General features: G+C 57.2%; 21 protein-coding genes. 13 read left to right on the top strand and 8 right to left on the bottom strand.

The window, feature by feature from the left end:
• Positions 1–37: 37 nt before the first annotated feature.
• Entirely contained in the window at positions 38–1270 is a 1233-nt protein-coding gene (locus RBB76_RS11450; RefSeq protein ID WP_429632615.1) for a threonine ammonia-lyase, read from the top strand.
• Positions 1271–1296: 26 nt separating this feature from the next.
• Here RBB76_RS11450 and RBB76_RS11445 read toward each other — a convergent pair whose 3' ends face one another.
• On the bottom strand, positions 1297–1932 hold the full coding sequence (locus RBB76_RS11445) for an energy transducer TonB (protein ID WP_429632613.1): 636 nt from the start codon (positions 1930–1932) through the stop codon (positions 1297–1299).
• 46 nt (positions 1933–1978) lie between these two features.
• Entirely contained in the window at positions 1979–3181 is a 1203-nt protein-coding gene (locus RBB76_RS11440; protein ID WP_429632611.1) for a D-alanine--D-alanine ligase, read from the bottom strand.
• 232 nt (positions 3182–3413) lie between these two features.
• Here RBB76_RS11440 and RBB76_RS11435 point away from each other — a divergent pair, with 232 nt between their 5' ends.
• Positions 3414–3863: a DUF3253 domain-containing protein gene (locus RBB76_RS11435; protein ID WP_429632609.1), complete on the top strand. Its 450-nt coding sequence runs from the start codon at positions 3414–3416 to the stop codon at positions 3861–3863.
• On the opposite strand, the gene RBB76_RS11430 is transcribed toward RBB76_RS11435, so the two are convergent.
• Positions 3860–4120 carry a hypothetical protein gene (locus RBB76_RS11430; protein WP_429632607.1) on the bottom strand — a complete coding sequence of 87 codons (261 nt, stop codon included), beginning with the start codon at positions 4118–4120 and terminating at the stop codon, positions 3860–3862. The genes RBB76_RS11435 and RBB76_RS11430 overlap by 4 nt on opposite strands.
• A 225-nt stretch (positions 4121–4345) precedes the next feature.
• Here RBB76_RS11430 and RBB76_RS11425 point away from each other — a divergent pair, with 225 nt between their 5' ends.
• Entirely contained in the window at positions 4346–4663 is a 318-nt protein-coding gene (locus tag RBB76_RS11425) for a hypothetical protein (RefSeq protein WP_429632605.1), read from the top strand.
• A complete protein-coding gene (locus tag RBB76_RS11420; RefSeq protein ID WP_429632603.1) occupies positions 4630–5088 on the top strand; it encodes an MmcQ/YjbR family DNA-binding protein in 459 nt (152 codons plus the stop codon). Before RBB76_RS11425 ends, RBB76_RS11420 begins: the two co-directional genes overlap by 34 nt.
• A 123-nt stretch (positions 5089–5211) precedes the next feature.
• Here the strand turns inward: RBB76_RS11420 and RBB76_RS11415 are convergent, their stop codons facing one another.
• Together RBB76_RS11415 and RBB76_RS11410 are read right to left on the bottom strand one after the other, a co-directional pair.
• Positions 5212–6525: a hypothetical protein gene (locus tag RBB76_RS11415; protein WP_429632601.1), complete on the bottom strand. Its 1314-nt coding sequence runs from the start codon at positions 6523–6525 to the stop codon at positions 5212–5214.
• A 277-nt stretch (positions 6526–6802) separates the two neighbouring features.
• Positions 6803–7192, bottom strand: coding sequence for a DoxX family membrane protein (locus RBB76_RS11410; RefSeq protein WP_429632599.1), 390 nt, complete (start codon positions 7190–7192; stop codon positions 6803–6805).
• A gap of 89 nt (positions 7193–7281) precedes the next feature.
• Between RBB76_RS11410 and RBB76_RS11405 the strand changes: the two genes are divergently transcribed.
• From RBB76_RS11405 to RBB76_RS11370, 8 genes are all read left to right on the top strand, one after another.
• Positions 7282–8085: an SDR family NAD(P)-dependent oxidoreductase gene (locus tag RBB76_RS11405; RefSeq protein ID WP_429632597.1), complete on the top strand. Its 804-nt coding sequence runs from the start codon at positions 7282–7284 to the stop codon at positions 8083–8085.
• Positions 8086–8096: 11 nt separating this feature from the next.
• Positions 8097–8957 (top strand): hypothetical protein, encoded by an 861-nt coding sequence (locus RBB76_RS11400; protein ID WP_429632595.1) that lies wholly within the window; start codon positions 8097–8099, stop codon positions 8955–8957.
• A gap of 50 nt (positions 8958–9007) precedes the next feature.
• On the top strand, positions 9008–10063 hold the full coding sequence (gene cysK, locus RBB76_RS11395; protein ID WP_429632593.1) for a cysteine synthase A: 1056 nt from the start codon (positions 9008–9010) through the stop codon (positions 10061–10063).
• A gap of 65 nt (positions 10064–10128) precedes the next feature.
• Positions 10129–10650, top strand: coding sequence for a 3-hydroxyacyl-ACP dehydratase FabZ (fabZ, locus tag RBB76_RS11390; RefSeq protein ID WP_429632591.1), 522 nt, complete (start codon positions 10129–10131; stop codon positions 10648–10650).
• A complete protein-coding gene (gene lpxA, locus RBB76_RS11385) occupies positions 10647–11432 on the top strand; it encodes an acyl-ACP--UDP-N-acetylglucosamine O-acyltransferase (protein WP_429632589.1) in 786 nt (261 codons plus the stop codon). Before fabZ ends, lpxA begins: the two co-directional genes overlap by 4 nt.
• Before the next feature lie 50 nt (positions 11433–11482).
• Complete coding sequence (locus RBB76_RS11380) at positions 11483–12634, top strand: Gfo/Idh/MocA family protein (RefSeq protein ID WP_429632587.1); 1152 nt, start codon at positions 11483–11485, stop codon at positions 12632–12634.
• Positions 12635–12650: 16 nt separating this feature from the next.
• A complete protein-coding gene (locus tag RBB76_RS11375; protein WP_429632585.1) occupies positions 12651–13517 on the top strand; it encodes an LpxI family protein in 867 nt (288 codons plus the stop codon).
• 127 nt (positions 13518–13644) lie between these two features.
• On the top strand, positions 13645–14193 hold the full coding sequence (locus tag RBB76_RS11370; protein WP_429632583.1) for a peroxiredoxin: 549 nt from the start codon (positions 13645–13647) through the stop codon (positions 14191–14193).
• A gap of 76 nt (positions 14194–14269) precedes the next feature.
• Here the strand turns inward: RBB76_RS11370 and RBB76_RS11365 are convergent, their stop codons facing one another.
• From RBB76_RS11365 to RBB76_RS11355, 3 genes are all read right to left on the bottom strand, one after another.
• Positions 14270–15085, bottom strand: coding sequence for a hypothetical protein (locus RBB76_RS11365; protein ID WP_429632581.1), 816 nt, complete (start codon positions 15083–15085; stop codon positions 14270–14272).
• Between the two features lie 158 nt (positions 15086–15243).
• The gene (locus RBB76_RS11360; RefSeq protein ID WP_429632579.1) at positions 15244–17130 is read right to left on the bottom strand and encodes a transglycosylase SLT domain-containing protein; all 1887 of its coding nucleotides are present in this window, start codon (positions 17128–17130) and stop codon (positions 15244–15246) included.
• Between the two features lie 149 nt (positions 17131–17279).
• Complete coding sequence (locus RBB76_RS11355) at positions 17280–18572, bottom strand: PP2C family protein-serine/threonine phosphatase (protein ID WP_429632577.1); 1293 nt, start codon at positions 18570–18572, stop codon at positions 17280–17282.
• Positions 18573–18963: 391 nt separating this feature from the next.
• Between RBB76_RS11355 and lepA the strand changes: the two genes are divergently transcribed.
• The gene (gene lepA / locus RBB76_RS11350) at positions 18964–20766 is read left to right on the top strand and encodes a translation elongation factor 4 (RefSeq protein WP_429632576.1); all 1803 of its coding nucleotides are present in this window, start codon (positions 18964–18966) and stop codon (positions 20764–20766) included.

The following is a 20766-nucleotide window of genomic DNA, read 5'->3' as shown; positions in this document are numbered from 1 at the left end:
TGAAGTCTTGTGAATTGGAAGAGAGATCGTGAGGCCTGTGAAGGATTCGATAAGCCAACTGAGTATCAGCCTTGATGATGTCGCTGCTGCGCGAGAGCGGGTTCGTGGAACGATCTACTATTCGCCTTGCCCGCATTCACAGATGCTGTCAGCACTGACGGGGCAGCAGGTGTATTTGAAACTCGAAAATCTGCAGATGACCGGCTCGTTCAAAGAGCGCGGTGCGTTGAATCGGATTGCTATGTTGACACCGGAGCAGGCTGCACGGGGCGTGGTTGCGGCGAGCGCGGGGAACCATGCGCAAGGTGTGGCGTACCACGCGACGAAGCGGGGGATTCGGGCGTTGATTGTGATGCCTCTGGCGACACCGCTGGTGAAGGTGACGGCGACGCGGGGATTTGGCGCGGAGGTGGTGCTGTACGGCGCGAACTACGACGAGGCTTGCGAGGAGGCTACGCGGCTTTGCGAGGCGGAGGGGATGACGTTTATTCATCCGTTCGACGATGCGATGGTGATGGCCGGGCAGGGTACGATCGGGCTTGAACTTTTGGAGCAGGTGCCTCGGCTGGAGGCCGTGGTGGTTCCGATTGGGGGCGGCGGGTTGATTGGCGGCGTTGCCTGCGCGATCAAAGAGTCGCGGCCGGATGTTCGTGTGATTGGAGTGCAGACCTCGAGGCTGCCTTCGATGGTGGCAGCGCGAACGGTTGGACATCCGGTGACGTTGGAGCCTTCGACGACGATCGCAGATGGTATTGCGGTGCGGCGTGCGGGGGATACGACCTTTCCGGTGGTCGAACGCTATGTCGATGAGATTGTGACCGTCGATGAAGATGAGATTGCTTCGGCGATTCTTGTTCTGTTGGAGCGGGAGAAGACGCTTGCTGAAGGTGCGGGGGCGGCAGCACTGGCCGCGTTACTGCAGAAGAAGACTTCACTGGACGGGGCGCATACCGCAGTGATGGTGTGCGGTGGAAATATTGACGTGACCTTGTTGAGCAGAATCATCGAGCGCGGTCTGGTGCAGGATGGAAGGATGATCCGGTTGCGGATTCATCTGCTGGATAAGCCCGGGGCGCTTGCCGAGCTGACGCTGCTGATTGCGAAGTATCGGGCAAACATCGTGGATACGCTTTATAACCGGGCGTATTACGGTGTGAACCTGGGCGATACGACGATCGACATTACTATGGAGACGCGTGGGCGAGAGCAGGTTGAGGAGTTGCTGGCAGCGATGACGGCTGGTGGTTATAGATACAGCCAGGTGATCTAGCGGCCCTTTGCCGAGATTCTGTGCGGTCAGGACCTTTCGTAGTGGAAGTGGAGTTCCTGCTCGCTGGCGACGGGCTGGCCGTCTTTCGTGGCTGGGTGAAAGGTCCACTGCTGGATGGTTGCAATGACGCTTTCGTCGATTCCGTGGCCGAGGCCGCTGGTCATTTTGATGTCGGCGATCTTGCCCGTGGTGTCGATGACAATGTCGAGGATGACGTCGCCTTTGGTGCCGTGCGGGAGGGTGGAGAGGTCGGGCTTCGGCGTGGGAAAGTAGCTGACCAGAGCGATGTTGATGTTGCCTGAGCCTAAGGAGTCGGCGCCAGCGGTAGAGTCTGGCTGTGTTGAGGCGGGTGAGTTGGTGTTGGGGGAGACAGTGGTCTCCTTCGGATTTTGCGTGACTGGAGTCGGCAGCGGAGTGGCGGACTCAGCCTGCTTGGGCGTCGTTTTAGGGTTTGGAGTGGAAGTTTGGAGAGGGGCTTTGCCTGGGGAATAAGTCAGAAGTAGATTGGTGCCATGTGGGCTGCCGGGGAGGCGGATGGGTGCGACCCACGAGGCGCGCTGGTGGATGAGCGCGACGATGAGAAGCAGATGCAGGAGGCAGGAAGCTATGGCGTACTTCGGTGTTCGACGCTGGGCTGTGATGGGTTTGCCGATGGTATCCATGCTCAATCTCCTCCTTTCTGCGATGTAGCTGCAAATACGTCTCTTGTTAGACGCGGGTGAAGGTGGTCTGTTGCTTTTCCTGGTGGCGTTCGGCGGCGAGCGAGATGAGGCGATCGATCAGTTGTTTGTAGGGTAGGCCGGAGGCTTCCCAGAGCTTGGGGTACATGCTGATGCTGGTGAAGCCGGGCATGGTGTTGATTTCGTTGAGGTAGATGCGGGCTTTGGATTCCCTGCCCTTTTTATTTTTGGTGGCGGGCTCCATGAGGAAGTCGACACGAGCTAGGCCGGCGCAGTCGCAGGCGCGGAAAGCGGCTATGGCCATTTCGCGGATTTGTTTTGATTCAGACTTTGAGAGTTGCGCGGGGATGATGGGGACGGAGGCGTCGGAGTGGTACTTGGCGTTGTAGTCGTAGAACTCGGCTCCGGGAACTATTTCGCCTACGACCGAGGCCTCAGGGGAGTCGTTGCCGAGAACGGCTACTTCGAGTTCGCGGGGTTTGGCGCCGGGGCCGCCTACTCCCTGCTCGATGATTAGCTTGCGGTCGAAGCTGGCGGCGAGGTCCATGGCGGGGGCGAGTTCGCTGCGGTCGTGAACTTTGCTGATGCCCACGGAAGAGCCTAGATTCGCGGGTTTCACGAAGACAGGATAGGTGAGCTTCTTTTCGATGCGCTTGATGCAGCGTTTGGTGTCGGCCTTCCACTCGCTGCGCAGGAGATTGACGTGGGGGGTTTGAGGCAGGCCGGCCGCGGCGAAGAGCTGCTTCATGGCCGTCTTGTCCATGCCCGTGGCCGAGCCTAGGACGCCGGAGCCTACGTAGGCGATGTCGGCTAGTTCGAAGAGGCCCTGGATGGTGCCGTCTTCGCCGAAGGTGCCGTGGAGGACGGGGAAGATGACGTCGAGCGATTGGGCGAGGGAGCCGTTTTGTTGCGCTAGGGCTTCATGGCCAGAGGCGCTGGCGCGGAGTGCTACGGATTTAGTGGCGGCGCGTTTCTTATGGATTGGCGCGGGTTTTGTGTTACCTGCGAGAAGGTGCTGGGCGTCGGTGGCGGTGAGCCACTGGCCTTGTTTGGTGATTCCTATAGGAATTACTTCGTATTTTGTCTGGTCGATGGCTTTGAGGATGGAGGCGGCGGAGAGGAGGGATACCTCGTGCTCGCCGGAGCGGCCGCCGAAGAGGATGCCAATGCGGAGTTTTTTGGGAGTGGGCTTCGTTGCTTGCTTTTTGGTCTGCTTCTTCTGTTTCGTCATGGATAGGTACAAGTCTCTCCTAAATTTGATCGGTTCTGGGGGAAAAAAATGTTGAGTAATCGAAGTGGTCTTTTTGCAGGGGGTTTTGCTGATTTTTGTGTTTTTGGTGGCGGTTTTTTGTGGTGAAGATGTGGTGATTTGCGTGGCTGACGTGGTGTTTTGGCAGTCACTTTTTGACGGTCAAAAAATACGCCACCTTTTTGTAAAATTTTTTCAGGATTCGCATTGGTGGGTGAATGACGCCGCTGCCTTCTGCATCTTTCTTTCTATGCCGGACCGGAGACGCAAACCCGAGCGCACTACGCCGCACAAGGAGAAGATCTGCAAGACCTGTGGCCGTGCCTTCGAGTGGCGCAAAGCGTGGGAGCGGGATTGGGACGTGATCAAGTACTGCAGCGATGCGTGCAGAGGGCACAAGCCTGGAGAGGCTGATGTGGAGCTTGAGAAGGCGATTCTGGAACTGCTCGTGGAGCGTGGGAGAGACAAGACGATCTGTCCTTCCGAGGCGGCGAAGGCGGTGGGAGGGCTGGAGAACCGGCGGGATTGGGAGGGGCTGATGGAGCCGGCGCGGGCTGCCGCGCGGCGCCTGGTTGCGGCGGGGAAGATTGTTGTGACGCAGCATGGGCACGTGGTTGACGCTTCCACTGCGAAGGGTGCGATTCGTTTGCGACTCGCTCGCTAGCCGGGCGGTAGGATGTCGGAGTCTCGCTTGGTAACAAAGCCGTCTCCGATCCATCCGGTGAGCAGAAGTAAAACGCCAGCTATCAATAGAAGATAGCCGGGACCAAGGAAGAAGTCTGCGGAAGAGTAAGTCAGCTGACTAGGGACCCTCGATTCCCATAGCCGAATGAAGAAGGCGAGCAGCAGCAGGAGCGCACCGGTAATGGCTGTTCTTCTACCAAGAGTGGTGATGCGTCGAAATCCTTCGCTGGCAGCCATTCAACCCTCCAGAATGGTTCGGGGAGAAGGAGAGCGTGTTGGCCCGTCCTTCTCGGCTTCGAGACAGAATAATGGCAGAGAAGGAATCTCTCAAGCAGAGTTTCCGCGATGATCGGTCAGGCGTGTTTCGTTCGCCATGAAAAGGTGTGTGCTGAGTTGTGACGGGGTTGAAACGAATCGTCTCTTTCGGAGTATTGGGCATCGAACCACTGCGTCCAAAGGACAATGACAACTGCAAAGAAGTCGGACCGAAAAACCTCCTCGAAGACCACCTTGTCTTCCTCCAAGAAGTCCTCTGACGCGAAGCGAAGCTCCCGGTGCTGGCCTGGATTTGAACCGGTTGCGGGGAAGGCTCCAGGCGAGAAGGGAAGTTGTAAGCCGAAGCCGGGAAAGAAGTCGGCTGCGGTGAAGCGGGCGGACCAGAAGGCTGCGGCTGCGAGCAAGCTGGAGAAGCAAGGCAAGCCGAATCCGCGTCGCAAGGCTGCTGGACCCCGCGCTATACTGCCGGCATGGACGCCGAACGTATCCGCGCGTATCTGCTGACGCTGCCGCATGTGGTTGAGACGGCGCAGTGGGGTGGCCTGGTCTTCTGGGTGGGGGATAAGGCGATTGGCGGGAAGATGTTTGTGATGTTGCCGCTCGATGAGAATGAGGGTCTGGAGCGGAGCGACAAGGCACGGGTTATCTCCTATCTGGTTGGAGCGGAGCGATATCCGGAACTGCTCGAAACTGAGGGCATCTTTCCTGCGCCTTACGTGGCTCGTATCTTCTGGGTGGCGGTGTCGGGGTGGGATGTATTTCGCAAGGCGGAGTGGGAGCGGGAGTTGAGTGCGGCGCATGCGCTTACGCTGGCGAAGCTGCCGCCGAAGGTTCGCGCTGCGCTTGCTTTGCCTGCGGCGCAACAGAAGCGGTTGATTGCGGAGCGACGGAAGGTATTGGCTGCGAAGGCTGCGGCTAAAGCGCGATGAGCGGCTCGTTTTGCAGATCGGAATGGATCGGATCAGACTGAGTTCGATGAGTGCGTCAGCTTAATGCACTCATCGACAGGGCGCAATGACTTATCTGGATACAATTTCCGCTTGATACGGAACTTATTCCTTAACTCCGTCATTGATCTGCGCGCAGTCCATGCGGAGGGTGCCGTTGTCGTTGAACACCAACCCGTAAAAGCGAAAGATACTGCCCGCGGCGAGCGAAGCCTTATTGAGCATCTGCGTGTTGCTGTCGGCGTAGACCACGACGGTGTTCGGATTCGTCAGCAGCGTCGTTTGTCCCGGCTGCACCGCGAATTGGGGGAACAAGTCGTATGGTTGGAGCGTCACCGTGTATTCGGTAAAGCTGCCCTCGTTGGAGATCGCACTGACCGTGCCGTTGATTGTTTGCGGCCGCAACACCATGGCAGTCAGCGGAAAATATAGAGGGTCGGGTAAATTGGCTGTCGCCTGTGTGGTTACCGTCACGTCTTGACCCGGCACAACAGTCGCGGAATTGAAAGTGGGCGTAAAAGGAAGGGACGTAAGATTTTTGTACTGGCCTGCCGTCTGGAACTGTGAGTTGTCGAAATTGACATAGCCAAATCCGCCGAGTCCTGTGGGCAGGTAGCCTTGTTGCGCCTGCCCAATGAGATTCGCGACCGGTGTGGTGTTGGAGACTAATATCAACGGTCCGCCAGCTACCGTGAGATTTGTCGTTTCCGTGCTGATTGCCGAAACTCTCGTAGCCACGAGCGAGCCATCCTGTTGAAGGGCCACGTCCATATCTACGGGCACTCCCGCGGCAAACTTGGATGCCCCCAAGATTCCCTGAAGGACGGTGCTGCTATTGAGGCTGACTTGCCACGTTGGCGGTGTCTGGCTGGTCACGAGGCCGTTGACCGAAAGCTCGGTCGCGCCTGAGCCGACCGAGCTAATCGTCCCTTCAAGACCAAGGGCCAACCCGTTTGTGCTGTTAGTTGGTTGTGCAGCGATAGTCAAAGGAGTGAGATCGAAAGCTGACGTGACCGGCGGAGCAGATGGAAATTCTGCCGCAGTTGGACATTTCCCGGGGTAGGGGTCCACCTTCAGGTCAAGAAGCAGCCCCATGGCCGTGCCGTCCACCGTGATGGAATTAGGCAGGTTGATGGTTTCGTTGGCTTCGCTCATAAAATAGTCGGTGTTACTGGTTCCGGGGTACTGTGCACTGCAAACGGGAGTGGCACCGCCGTAGGTTGCGCTGGCAGAGACGTAAGTGTCCTGTGGAATGCTCACTGTGGCGATCGGCTCGACATGGCCATTCAGGTGGATGAACTCTTCGCTAACCGGCGAGGTAAGCACATTAACTGTCTTGCCCGCCTGGTTCGTTAAGGTCAGACTCAAGAGTGTCGTTGTAAACGCCGACAGCTGGTCGTTCGCCGTGCTCGACGCCAAAACCACGACTCGAGTATTGCCACTCAAAGTCGTGTTTGGTCCGCTGCTACTGCATCCGACGATAAGGATTGCGAGCAGGGTTAGAGAACAGGTCCGAATAAATAGGGGAAGAAAAGTCCGACGCGAAGGGCAAGGCAGTGTGTCACTCAAGGGATAATCCGAAATTTACAATGAGAAGCGATTTAGTAAGTAAACAACCTTTGATCAGCGCAAGTATACCCTCCTAAGTTGATTCTCAGCTGTTATTTGTTCGTCAATGCACAGTTGCGGAAGCGACTTATGCTCGGCGGCCGTCCAGGGTGAAGATGCCTTCGAAGGCTGGCCAGTAGGCCCAGATGAGGAAGAGCTCGAGAAGAACGCAGACGACGCCGGGTCCGATTCCTGCGCCTCCGGTCAGGGTCAGGTGGAACAGCAGGATGTTGACCAGGATGGGACCGAGGATAACGAGTGCGACGGGGACGTAGCGGCCGATGAGCAACAGGATTCCGGCGATGGTGTAGAGAATTCCGTGAAAGGTCATCCACCCATGGCTGAACAGGATGTTGGCGAAGACCCCGGCGTCACCGGGTATCGGTGGACTGGGCATGAAGTGGAAGAAGTTGTTGAGCCCAAAGACGAGAAAGACGAGTCCAAGCAGAATGCGGGCGATCAGGACGGCTATTTTCATCAGCGATGAACTCCTTGGAATGGATTAGTAGAGAATTCTCTGTGTGTGCTTCAATTGCGTCAAGCAGATTGATTGGATATGTCGAATCTATGTTGAATAACGGTAACTCTGGTGTTGTGATGTCGCTGGCTGGGAAGGTCGCCCTGATTACGGGCGGCTCGCGTGGAATTGGAGCGGCGACGGTTCGGATGTTTCGCAGGGCGGGGGCGAAGGTGGTCTTCAACTACCGCTCGGCTGCGGAGCAGGCTGAGGCTTTGGTAGCGGAGTGCGATGGAAGTGAGGTATGTCTTGCGGTTCAGCAGACTCTGGCTACGCCTGAGGATGGAGCGGCTTTGGTTGAGGCAGCGGTGAAGGCGTTCGGGCGGATTGACTGCGCGATTCTGAATCATGGCGTGTGGCCGGCGCATGATGCGCCTATCTCGGAGATGACGAGCGAGCAGTGGCGGACGACGCTGGGGACGAATCTGGATAGCGTGTTTGGCGTGGTGCGGGCTGCAGTGGCGCAGATGAAGGCTCAGCCGCAAGTGGGGTCGGCGCGGGGGCATATTGTTTTGATTAGTTCGACTGCTGGGCAGCGCGGGGAGGCTTTTCATGCGGACTACGCGGCGACGAAGGGTGCGCTGATCAGCCTGACGAAGAGTCTGTCGACTGAGTTGATTGGTGAGGGGATCTATTGCAACTGCGTGGCGCCGGGGTGGGTCGCTACGGAGGCGACTGCGGGAGTGCTGAGCGATCCTGAGGTTTCTAAGAAGCTGCTTTCTTTGATTCCGCTGGGGCGTCCGGCGGATGTGGATGAGATTGCGGCTCCTGTACTTTTTCTTTGCACACCCTTCGCTGGGTTCATCTCCGGCGAGATCTTTAACGTGAACGGCGGCGCGGTGCTGGCCGGATGAGCGGAGCTGGTATGAAGCAGGTTGTCCTTGGAATCGGCGTTGCGCTTGCTCTTGGTGTGGGATCGACGCTGCCGCTGTGGTCGCAGGCGAGCGAGATTCCTAGTGCCGGGCAGGTGGTGCCGAACGGGGAGACGCCGGAGCAGCACGGGAAAAAACTTCTCAATGAGATGGTGGAGGCGCTGGGCGGGAACGCGTGGCTGAATCGTCGGAATATTCGTGAGCTTGGACATCTTGGGCGGTTCTTTCATGGCTCGCCGACGGGGCTGGTGATCGACTTTACTTCGACGCGGCAGTTCCCTACTGACAACCGCTTTGAGGCGACGCGGGTTGGATTTATTACCGACAAGAGCATTCTTTTTCCGGGGAAGAAGATCGACGTTGTGCAGATCTGGACGGCCGGCAAAGGGTATGAGGTGACGTATAAAGGCAAGGCTGAGCTGCCGAAAGATCAGGTTGATGATTTTTATCGACGCCGCGATCACTCGGTGGAAGCGGTGGTGAATACGTGGCTGAAGGCTCCGGGGGTGGTGGTGGTTTATGAGGGAACCACGATGGTGGAGCGGAGGCTCGCGGAGAAGGTGACGGTGCTGAGCGACAACAATGACGCGGTGACGATTGAGCTGGATTCGACATCGCATCTTCCGCTGCGTCGTACGTTTCAGTGGAGGAATGAGACCTTCAAAGACTTTGATGAGGATGCCGAGGAGTACGCGGATTACCATACGATTCAGGGGCTGCCGACGGCGCTCTCGATTACTCGATACCATAATGGCGACATGGCGAGCCAGACGTTTTTGCTGAAGGTGGAGTATGACGTGGATGCTGCGCCGGATCTGTTTAATCCCGATGTGTTGTTGAAGAAAAAGCAGTAGGGACGGCCGGGCCTGAGTAGACTCTCTGCAGATAAAAAAGGAGCGATGCGATGAAACGGAAGTTTGCGAATATTCTTGAGACCGTTGGAGATACACCGGTGGTGCGGATTAACAAGCTTGCTCCTGCGGGAGTGGATCTGTTTGTGAAGGTGGAAGCGTTTAATCCGTTGGGGTCGGTGAAGGACCGGCTGGCGCTGGGTGTGATCGAGGACGCTGAGCGGAAGGGAGCGTTGAAGCCGGGGCAGACGGTGATTGAGGCTACGAGCGGGAATACGGGCATCGGACTGGCGATGGTGTGTGCGCAGAAGGGGTATCCGCTGGTGGTGGTGATGGCCGAGACGTTCAGTATTGAGCGCCGGAAGCTGATGAGATTTCTGGGCGCGAAGGTGGTGCTGACGCCTGCTGCGGAGCGGGCGGTGGGGATGATCAAGAAGACGAATGAGCTGGCGGCGAAGCATGGGTGGTTTCTGACGCGGCAGTTTGAGAATGAGGCGAATGCGGATATGCACTCGCGTACTACGGCGCAGGAGATTCTGCGGGATTTTGAGGGCGACCGTCTGGACTATTGGGTGACGGGATTTGGTACGGGCGGGACGCTGAAGGGCGTGGCTCGGGTGCTGGCGGAGAAGAGGCCGGAGACGAAGATTGTGGTGTGTGAGCCGGATGTGGCGCCGATGATCTCGAGTGGCGCTGCGCAGCCGCGGAATGCGGATGGGACACCATCGGCTGGCCACCCGGCATGGACTCCGCACCCGCAGCAGGGATGGAGCCCGGATTTTATCTCGAGCCTTACGCAGGATGTGATCGATTCGCATGGCATTAGCCAGGTGCTGCGGATTGAGAACGCTGAGGCGATGCGGTGCAGCCGGGAGTTGGCGTTGAAGGAGGGGATCTTCGTGGGGATTACGTCGGGGGCGAGCTTTGCCGGGGCGCTGCGGGTGTGTGCGGAGGCGCCGAAGGGCTCGACCGTGCTTTGCATGCTGCCGGATACGGGAGAGCGGTATCTGAGTACGCCGCTGTTTGCGGATATCGCGGTGGATATGACTCCGGAGGAGCTGGAGATTGCTCGGTCTACTCCCGGGGCGCAGCTGCAGCCGGTGGGGTGAGGGGAGCTGTTTGCAGTGCCGTTTCGTCCGGTTGGCGAGGTTCGGCATTTATACTCATCTTTGCTATGAGCGAGACTACGACTGAGCAGATTGCCGACGAACCACCGGCGGTGCGAACTACGATGGACATCCTCGAGATTATGTCCCTGCTGCCGCACCGCTACCCCTTTTTGTTGATCGACCGCGTGGTAGAGATGGAGCGGAAGCAGCGCATCGTTGCGATCAAGAATGTGACGATCAATGAGCCGCATTTTCAGGGGCACTTTCCTGACTACCCGATTATGCCTGGGGTGTTGATGGTCGAAGCGATTGCGCAGACGGGTGGGGCGTTGCTGCTGAGCGAGATTCCTGATCGCGACTCGAAGCTGATGGTGTTTACCGGGATTGAGAACGCGCGGTTTCGCCGGCCGGTGGTGCCGGGAGATCAGCTTCGCATTGAGGTGACGGTGCTGCAGTGGAGGAGCCGCGCGGTGAAGATGCTGGGGAATATTACTGTGGATGGGAAGCTGGTCTGCGATGCTACGGTGATGTGCCAGGTTGTTCCGCGGGTCACAAAGAAGGCTGCGGTCGAGGCGCCCTCAGAGTGAGTATTCATCCCACAGCGATCGTTGCGGCGGGGGCACAGATTCCTTCGAGTTGTACGGTTGGGCCTTACTGTACGGTGGGGCCCGATGTGGTGCTCGGGGAAGAGTGTGAGCTGGTTTCGCACGTTGTGCTTGACGGGCACCTGACGATGGGGCGGCGAAATCGGGTTTTTTCGTTTGCGTGCATTGGGATTTCGCCGCAGGATCTGAAGTATGCGGGGGAGCCTACAGGCGTTGAGATTGGGGATGGCAATTCGATTCGCGAGTATGTAACGATTTCTCGCGGAACCAAGGGCGGCGGAGGCGTGACGAGGCTGGGGAACGATTGCCTGATCATGGCCTATACCCATATCGGGCACGATTCGCAGATTGGGACGGGATGCATACTTGCGAATTCTGCCACGCTGGCGGGCCATGTGACGGTTGAGGACTACGCGACCGTCGGAGCGCTCTGTCCGGTGCACCAGTATTGCCGTATCGGGAAGTATTCGTATATTGGCGGCGGAACGACGATTACTCAGGATGTGCTTCCCTATTCGCTCACCTCGATTGAACGAAACAACCATGCGTATGGTCTGAATAAAGTGGGTTTGGAGCGTAAGGGCTTTACGCCCGAACAACTGAAGGAGCTGCGCGCGGCGTACCGCACGCTGATCGCTTCGAAACTGAATATCTCCGATGCGCTGGCAGCCATTCGCGAGATGATCGCGTCTGGCGGTGCGGGCGAACACGTTGTTTACCTCGCCGATTTTATTGCAAGCAGCGAGCGAGGCATCATCAAGTAGGTACACCGGTTGGATTTGGTATACAGAATTAGATTGGAGTTTTCCCTCTTATGATCTCGTCGGTTCAAACTCGTCTTCTAGTTGCTGCTTCCCTCCTTATGGCGGGATTTTCTTCTGTAAATGCACAAGCTCAGACGGCTGCTCCTGTGCGTGTTGCTATTGTTGGGCTGGTTCATGGCCATGTGCAGGGTTTTCTGCATAACCTCGCCTCGCATCCTGAGATCGCGCTAGTGGGCATCTCTGACCCTGATGCTGCACTGCGCCAAAAATACATTACGAAGACACACCTGTCGGGAGATATGTTCTTTGCGACTGAAGCAGAGATGCTGAAGAAGACGCATCCGCAGGCGATCCTTGTGTACACATCGATTGCGGGGCATCGCGCTGCTATCGAAGAGGCTGCACCTCTGCACATAGCCGCCATGGTGGAGAAGCCGCTGGCGACTACGGTGGAAGATGCGCTTGCCATCCAGGCGCTCTCGGAGAAGTACAACGTCCCTGTTCTGACGAACTACGAGACGACCTGGTACAACTCGAACACCGCTGCAGTAAAGATGTTGGAAGAGGGCAAGATCGGCGACCTGCGCAAGCTGGTTGTTCACGACGGGCATGAGGGGCCGAAGGAGATTCATGTCGATCCCGAGTTTTTCAATTGGCTGACGGATCCGAAGGAGAATGGCGCTGGTGCGATGTTTGACTTCGGTTGCTATGGGGTGGATCTTGCCACGTGGATCATGCATGGGGAGCTTCCGACGACTGTAACTGCGGTCGCACTGCAGTTGAAGCCGCAGATTTATCCGAAGGTGGATGACGACAGCACGATCATTCTGACCTATCCGCATGCACAGGCGATTCTTCAGGGTTCGTGGAACTGGCCGTTCGCGAGGAAGGATATGGAGGTCTATGGCGCGACCGGTTATGTGGACACCCTGTATGAGGATGCCGCGCCGGGCGCGAAGCTTCGTATGCGTCTGCCGGGAGAGAAAGCTGAGCACGTTGAGACAGCGCCTGCGCTGACGGCACCGGAGAATGATTCGCTGAACTATCTTGCTGCTGTTCTAGGGGGAAGCTTGAAGCCGCAGCACGACCTGACGTCGCTCGATACCAATGTCGCGGTGGTTCGAATTCTCGATGCGGCGCGGCGTTCGGCTCAGACGGGGAAGACGATCTACCTTGCTCGTGAAGTCGCGGCAGCAAAGTAGAGTTCGTTACGTGACCATGAGCGGATCAGATCAAATCGAAAAACTTGGACTTATTGCGGGGAACGGGCGCTTTCCGTTTCTTTTGCTGGATGCTGCGCGGGCGAATGGCTTGCAGGTTGTCGTTGCGGCGATCAAGGAAGAGACCGATCCCGAGATGAACGATCGCGCGGCGGCAGATTCTGGTATTCGCGTTCACTGGTTGTCTCTGGGCGAGTTGTCGAAGCTGATCGACACCTTGCGCGGCGAGGGTGTGACTCGTGCCGTGATGGCGGGCCAGGTGAAGCATAAGCAGATCTTTTCCAGTATTCGTCCGGACTGGAGACTTGCGAAGTTGCTGCTGAGCCTGCGTACGCGCAACACCGATATGCTGCTGGGTGCGATTGCGAAGGTGCTTGGAGATGAAGGGATTGAATTGATCTCGTCGACGCAGTATCTAGAGCCGCTGCTGGCGAAGGCTGGTGTGCTGACTCGTAGGGAGCCCGATGGGGAAGAACTGAAGGATATTGCCTACGGGCGAACTGTTGCACAGGCTATTGCTACGTACGATCTGGGCCAGACGGTGGTGGTTGCAGCTCAGGCTTGCGTTGCGGTGGAGGCGATGGAAGGGACCGACGCTACGATCGCTCGCGCAGGTGAGCTATTTCGCACGCTCGATACGGGGGGAGAGACGACTCTTCGTCGTGCTCTCACTGTAGTTAAGGTCGCTAAGCCCAATCAGGACATGCGGTTTGACGTTCCTGTGGTCGGTGTGGCAACCATCGAGGCGATGAAGGCCGCGGGCGCCACCTGTCTGGCTGTCGAAGCAGAGAGGACGCTGATGTTCGATCCCGCAGCGATTCTTAACACAGCGGATGAGGCCGGTATTTCCATCGTCGCGAAGTAAAGATATTGTCACGAAGCTGTAAAGAGACCGGCCGGAACGATAAAATTGCAACGCAGCATATGCGTCTTCGAGACTTTCGCGGCTTTCACTCGTCCACAGATAACAGAATCACATAAGGGGAAACACCATGCGCAAGGCAGTTTGGATCGCAGTAATCATCGGCGTAGCAGCGGCGTGCGGCATCGGCCTCAGAGCCCATGCGGCGCCTGCGGCAGACACAATACAGGCTGGAGCCGTGGCACCCAACTTTACCCTGCCCTCGCAGGAAGACAAACCGGTCAGCCTGACGGACTACAAAGGCAAGTGGGTTGTGCTTTACTTCTACCCCAAGGACCAGACCACCGGCTGCACGATTGAGGCGCACAACTTTCAGCGCGATATGGCCAAGTATGACGCGGCGAACGCGGTCGTGCTCGGTGTAAGCCTGGATACGGTGGAGGGCCATAAGACCTGGTGCTCGAAGGATACGTTCAGCTTCAAGCTGCTCGCCGATCCTGATCACAAGGTTGTCGATATGTACGGCGTTCCGGTGAAGAACTTCGGCGTGATGAAGTTCGCCAATCGCGAGACGTTTCTGATTTCGCCAGATGGCAAGGTGGTGAAGGTATGGGAGAAGGTCGATCCGAACGTCCACAGCACGGAAGTTCTTGCTGAGATCGCTGCCAACAAAAAGTAAATATTTATCAGCAGACGCAAAAAGGCCCGGGCTCTCAATTGAGGAGTCCGGGCCTATTTGCTTGCCTGGAGCGTACTTACTTCTTTACGGCTTTCTTTGCTGGGGCCTTCTTTACAGCCTTCTTTACGGCTTTCTTTGCAGGAGCCTTCTTGGCTGCCTTCTTAGCAGGAGCCTTCTTTGCTGCTGCCTTCTTCGCTGGTGCCTTTTTTGCTGCTTTCTTAGTTGCCATAGTACCTCTCGTCTTTAGTTTTTTACTGCTTGCAGTGCTCTTGTTGCCGGCCACCTTTTTAGGGGTGGTCTTCCCGCCGCGCAGAGCACTAACTTTCTTCGCGGCAGACTTCGATTTGGCAGAGGCCTTCTTCGGTGCAGCCTTCTTTGCCAGAACTTTTTTCGCTGCGGGCTTCTTCGCCGCAACCTTCTTTGCAACGACCTTCTTGACGGCTGGCTTCTTCGCGGCCGTTTTGGTTGCCGTTGGCTTGCTGATCTTCTTGGCGGCCGACTTCGCAGGCGCGGCCTTCTTGACTGGAGCGGCCTTCTTGGCTGGCGTCGCAGCAACTTTCTTTGCGGCCGGCTTTACGGGGCTCGCAGCTGATTGCCTGACTGGCAGTTCGGACGCTTTGGTCGGCGGCTCGTAGCTGCTCACCGGCGAAGGCGGCAGTGCGAAGAGCTTTGCGTCTTCGGCATGGGTTCCATGAAGATCGTCGTCGGTGTCTTCGTCATCGAGCTGAGACTCCGCATCGTCATCCTCTGAGGTCATCGTGACCTCTTCTTCTTCGTCATCATCGCTGAAGCGGTTGTTCACATCATCCAGTTCGTCATCGGGTTCATCGCCGAAGGTATGATCGTCATCGGCTGCAGCTGCGTGAAGCTTGATGGTGTCGTCGAACATCATTGTTGTTGTCCCCTCACTGCTCTCTACTTCTATCGCTCTCTGCGTTGTCTTACCAGCTTCGATGCAACAAGAAACATCTTTACATACCGGGATGAGATTCTAGCAACAGGATGCATCCAAGCGCTACCGAAGGCAAGCAATCTTTTTCACGAGGAAACTTATCGTGTAGCTTTCTTTTTCGTTTTGGTCGTGGAGTTGAGCTCCGCTTCGCTTGAACTTTTCTTGCTGGTCGCCTTACCGGAAGCGGAGGACGTGGCGGGCTTCGAGTTCTTGTGTGTGCTGGCTGGATGCGCGGAACCCTGATGAACACTGGTTGAAGCGGCATGCACGCTGCTCTTTCTTCGAGTGCCTCTGCCGTGCACGTGTGTGCCGGGCGCGAGCTTGACCGGCTCGACAACTGCGAGAGAGGTTCCGGGATGCACGGCCTTGGACGAGAGATGATTCCACCGCCGCAGATCTTCTACCGAGACGCCGAATCGATCGGCGACGGTTACCAACGTGTCGCCGCGACGCATGGCGTATCGCTGCGGCCGTGTGCCTGCAGCGGCTGTCGTGACGGGTATGACGAGCTCGTCTCCGGTATCGACGCCATCATTCAGAGCGACGCCATTTGCAGCTACGACGTCGCTTACATGGGCATGCAAGCTGGTTGCGATGCCGTCGAGCGTTTCGCCCGGGCGTACTACGTGAAAGCGCCAGCTGCTGCGTTTGTCTTCAGGAATCTCCTTGAGGCGCTCAGTGAAGACGTCGCGGGTGCCAACGGGGATGTGCAGATCGAAGGAGGTGTCGCGCGGCGTCGTCATTCGCAGGAGGCTGGGGTTCAAGGCGACGATTTCTGTGAGAGAGGAGTCGGTCACGTCGGCCACCAGACGTAGATCGATTGCGTAGTCGACGGTCACGGTATCGGAAACGACGGGCGCGTCGGGGACCATCTTGTCGAGTCCATACTTCTCAGGGTTCTTCGCCATGATGACGGCGGCGAGAATCTTGGGAACGTAGTCTCTGGTTTCCTTTGGCAGCGAGTTGCGGCGGTAGAGCTCCCAGAAGTCGGCGTAGCCGGTTCGCTGCACGGCGCGCTGGACGTTGCCGGGGCCCCAATCGTAGGCGGCCATGGCGAGATACCAGTCGCCGAACTGGTTGTAGAGGGTCTTCATGTACTTCGCGTAGGCGATGGAAGATTTTTCGGGATCGAAGCGCTCATCGAAATAGCCGTTGCGCGCCAGGCCGTAGGCTCCGGTGGGCATGAACTGCCACATGCCGCCTGCTCCGGATTTTGCGTTGAGAACCTGCGGCTGAAAACCTGATTCGGCTACGGCGAGGTAGATCAAGTCCTGAGGCACGCCGTTGTCTGCCAGCGCCTTCAGGATCATTGTCTTGTATTTTCCGGCGCGCTCCATGCTGCGAAGCATGTGGGCGTGGAAGGAGGGCGAGTTCGCGAAGTAGCCGATGTAGCCGGCGACCTGGTCGTTGATGACGAGAGGGAGATCGGAGGAGATCTGGAGTTCGGCCTTCAACTTCGCGGTCAGTTCGGGATCGGCGGGGAAGGTGAGGTCTTCGGCGGTGTCGAGGGGCGCCTCTTCGATCTTGGGAGAGAATCCGTTGCCTTGTTTGAGCGCGGCCATCTCGAGCGAGTTCACGGCATTGAGGAGATGATCGAATTCATCGGCTAGTTGCGGGTCGCTCTTTAGATTCATGCCGCTGGTAAGCATGAGATCGACTGCGGAGTCGAAGTCGAGTCGTGCAGCATCGAGACGACCCGCGCGATAGTTGTCGACGCCGCTGCGATAGGCGGACTCAGCGGAGTTGATCAGTTGCTGAACTTTGAAGGCGTGAGCTGAGCTATCGACGGACTGCTCGGTCGACTGGGCTGCTTGACTAGTTGTTGCTGCGTCCCCGCTGGCCGGCGGCGTAATTGTCGGTGCTGTTGCTTGTACCGGAGCATTACCCGGCGCGGCGGTATCTTCCTGCGGACAACCGGTCAGCAGTACCAGCGGGGCACACATCACCGCGAGTGCCGAAGTTCGCACCAAGTCCCTTAATGTCATTCGCACCATCTTCGCTTTTCATTGTAAGGGGTGCAAGAAGCAAATTCGCAGACTCTCGCGGATAGCTTTGCGAAAAGGATTCAGCTATCCGGAAGATAGTGTGGTGCGGTGGACATAAGGGTCAGTTATGGGTCGGTGCTGCTTGTGTTTTATCGGCTTCGGATAAGGACTGCGGTTGCGTCGTCAGTGTGATTCGAGTGGTGGGAGTGCCTCCGCACATCCTCGATGAGTCCCTCGATGCATGCGCTGGGCTGCAGGAAGTGTTCGACCAACCGATCTACGCCATACTCCTCGTCGTTGTGATTCATTGCCTCGGTGATTCCGTCGGTATAGAAGAGAAGCTGAGTGCCTGGAGGTAGAGTGACCTTGTATTCGGGATACGAGGTCGTACCGAGCCCGAGCGGCATGCCGGTGTCGATATCAAGGAACGAGCACTTGCCGTTGATGAGGAGAGGCCGCAGATGTCCAGCGCTGGCAATGGTGATCTCGCGCGATTGGGCATCGAGTACAGCGTAGATCATGGTGACGAATTTTCCTGTCGGGAAGTCTTCCATGAGCAACTGATTGAGCTGCATGAGGGTTCTTCCTGGTGAAGGATCGAGTTTTGCGAGTGAGCGCAGGATGGCGCGGGTTGATGACATCAATAGTGCAGCGGGCATCCCCTTGCCGGACACATCCGCCAGCACGATTCCGGTGCGTTCGTTGCCGAGATCGATGAGATCAAACCAATCGCCTGCTACAGACCCTGCCGGATTCCACGCAGTTTCAAAGGCGAAACCACAGACCAGCGGCACGGCTTTGACGAAGAGAGACTGTTGAACGGCCCGTGCTTCTTCTGCTTCGCGCCTCAGTTGTTCCCGCTCCAGGCGTTCGTTGCGGAAGAGCCTCGCGTTTTCGATCGCCACGGCGATGTGACCGGCCAAGGCCTCCAGTACCATGACCTCGTCTTCGGCAAAGGCGTTTGTCTGTTTGTGATCTACGCAGAGTACTCCGGTGACCTCGCCGCGGGTCATGAGTGGAATCGACAACTCGGAGCGGGTGTTGACCTCGCACGAGACGTAGTAGGGATCGACCGTGACATCGCGGGCGTAGCGAGTCACGCCAGTGGCAGCAACGTGGCCGACCATGCCACGTACGCCGATCTTCAGGCGGGCACCTTTGCGATAGGTGGTGCACCCTCGAACACCGTGAAGCACCATCTCCTCACCGTTCGGATCGCGCAGCCAGACTGAAACTTCGACGCAGCCGATGGCGTCGGCGATATCGTTTACTACGCGATCGAGCAACATCTCCAGATCGAGACTGGAGGTAATCAGTTGCGCGGCGCGCTGGAACTTCATCATGGCCTTCGCGCTCATCAAGGCCTGCACGAAGGCGCTGGAGGAGTGAACGCGGGGAGGAATTTTACTGAGTGTATCGATCGGAGATGGTTTGGTAGCCATGGTCTCCTCCTTGCAAGGAACCCAGGAATCTGTGGTCCATTGGATGTTTGGGCTTATGTCGCGATGCAAAGTTTGATCCGTCGTAGAGTGCAATGTCGACAGGAAAATCGGTCAGGATCGGCGCTGGCCGCAAGTTGTTTCGGATGAATCCTATTTGTCTGAGTGTTCCTGCGGGTCTGCGAAATCTCATCCAGACAAAGTCTCGCTGCCTGTTGATACGGGCCATTGCGCCGATTGGTTCCGCGCCGCCGAGGTGCTATCGTTTGCGTAGAGAGAGTGGGTGCATAAGACGGACTTAAATCGCTGACTTCAAAAGCGCAGGACCGTCTGGTTCCCTCTTTGTAGACGCAGCGGGGTGTTAACATGGATATTGAGGCTACCCAGCTACAAAATGGATCCAAGTCACATCCGCAACTTCGCGATCATCGCGCATATCGACCATGGCAAGTCCACCCTTTCCGACCGGCTACTTGAGCTGACCGGCTCCTTGACGTCCCGTGAGATGCAGGCGCAGGTGCTGGACGCGATGGACCTGGAGCGTGAGCGCGGCATCACGATCAAGGCCCACACCGTTCGCATGATGTATAAGGCGCACGACGGCGAGACCTATCAGCTGAACCTGATCGATACGCCCGGCCACGTCGATTTCTCTTATGAAGTTTCTCGCTCGCTGGCATCGTGCGAAGGAGCTTTGCTGGTGGTCGATGCGTCGCAGGGTGTCGAAGCGCAGACGCTTGCGAATGCGTATCTCGCCATCTCGAATGGGCTTGAGATCATTCCGATCATCAATAAAATTGACCTGCCCAGCGCCGACATCGAACGCACCAAAGAGATGATTGAGAAATCTGTCGGGCTGCCTGCGGATGACGCCATTGCTGTCAGCGCAAAGACCGGGCTGAACGTCGAAAGCATTCTTGAGGCTGTTGTCACACTGCTGCCGCCGCCGCTGGGCGACCCGGAAGCGCCGCTGCAGGCGTTGATCTTCGACAGCTGGTTCGATCCTTATAGAGGGGTTATTGTGCTGGCGCGCATCATCAACGGCAGACTGCGCAAGGGGATGAAGATCAAGGTCATGTCGAATGGCAAGACGTTCGATGTTGAGAGCATGGGAGTGATGACCCCGAAGCCAGTCGAGCTTGCCGAATTGAGCGCGGGCGAGGTTGGATTTTTTGTCGCGACCATCAAGAACGTAGCTGACACGAAGGTCGGCGATACCATCACGTCGGTTGAGAATCCCTGCGCTGAAGCACTGCCTGGATTTGAAGACATCAAGAGCATGGTGTTTGCCGGGCTGTATACGGTGGACTCGCATGAGCATGCGATGCTGCGCGACGCGCTCGAAAAGCTTCGTCTGAACGATGCGAGCTTTTCCTTTGAACCAGAGTCTTCGGTTGCGCTTGGCTTTGGCTTTCGGTGCGGCTTTCTTGGGCTGCTCCATCTGGAGATTATTCAGGAGCGTCTGGAGCGTGAGTACGATCTTGATTTGATTACGACTGCTCCGGGTGTGCGCTACAAGATCACGATGACGGACGGAAGCGTGCGCGAGGTGGATAATCCTTCGCGCTGGCCGGAGACTACGGAGATCGAGCAGATCGAAGAGCCGGTGATCGTCGCGAAGATTTTGACGAACGAAGAGTACGTCGGCGGTATTTTGAAGCTTGTCGAGGAGAAGCGCGGGCGTCAACAGAACATGGAGTATGTCTCTGACACGCGCGTGTTGATCACGTACGAGCTTCCGTTGAATGAGATCGTGCTGGACTTTTACGATCGGCTGAAGACTGTGTCGCGTGGTTATGCTTCGCTCGACTACCAGTTGGCCGGGATGTGGGTTTCGCCGATGGTCAAGATGGATATTCTGATCGGCGGCGATCCTGTGGACGCGCTGTCGATCATCATCCATAAAGATTTTGCGCAGCAACGTGGGCGCGCGCTGGTATCAAAGATGCGTGAACTGATTCCACGTCAGATGTTCGAGGTTGCGATCCAGGCCGCGATCGGTTCGAAGGTCATCGCACGTGAGACCGTTACTGCGATTCGCAAAAACGTAATCGCGAAGTGTTACGGCGGGGACATTAGCCGTAAACGCAAGCTGCTGGAGAAGCAAAAAGAAGGAAAGAAGCGCATGAAGCGGATCGGGAAGGTCGATATTCCGCAGGAGGCGTTTCTCGCGGTGCTCAAGGTAGGGGAGGAGTAA

The organism is Tunturiibacter psychrotolerans (assembly GCF_051013365.1).
Taxonomy (GTDB): Bacteria; Acidobacteriota; Terriglobia; order Terriglobales; family Acidobacteriaceae; genus Edaphobacter; species Edaphobacter psychrotolerans_A.
This window is presented reverse-complemented; position numbering and strand designations above follow the sequence as displayed.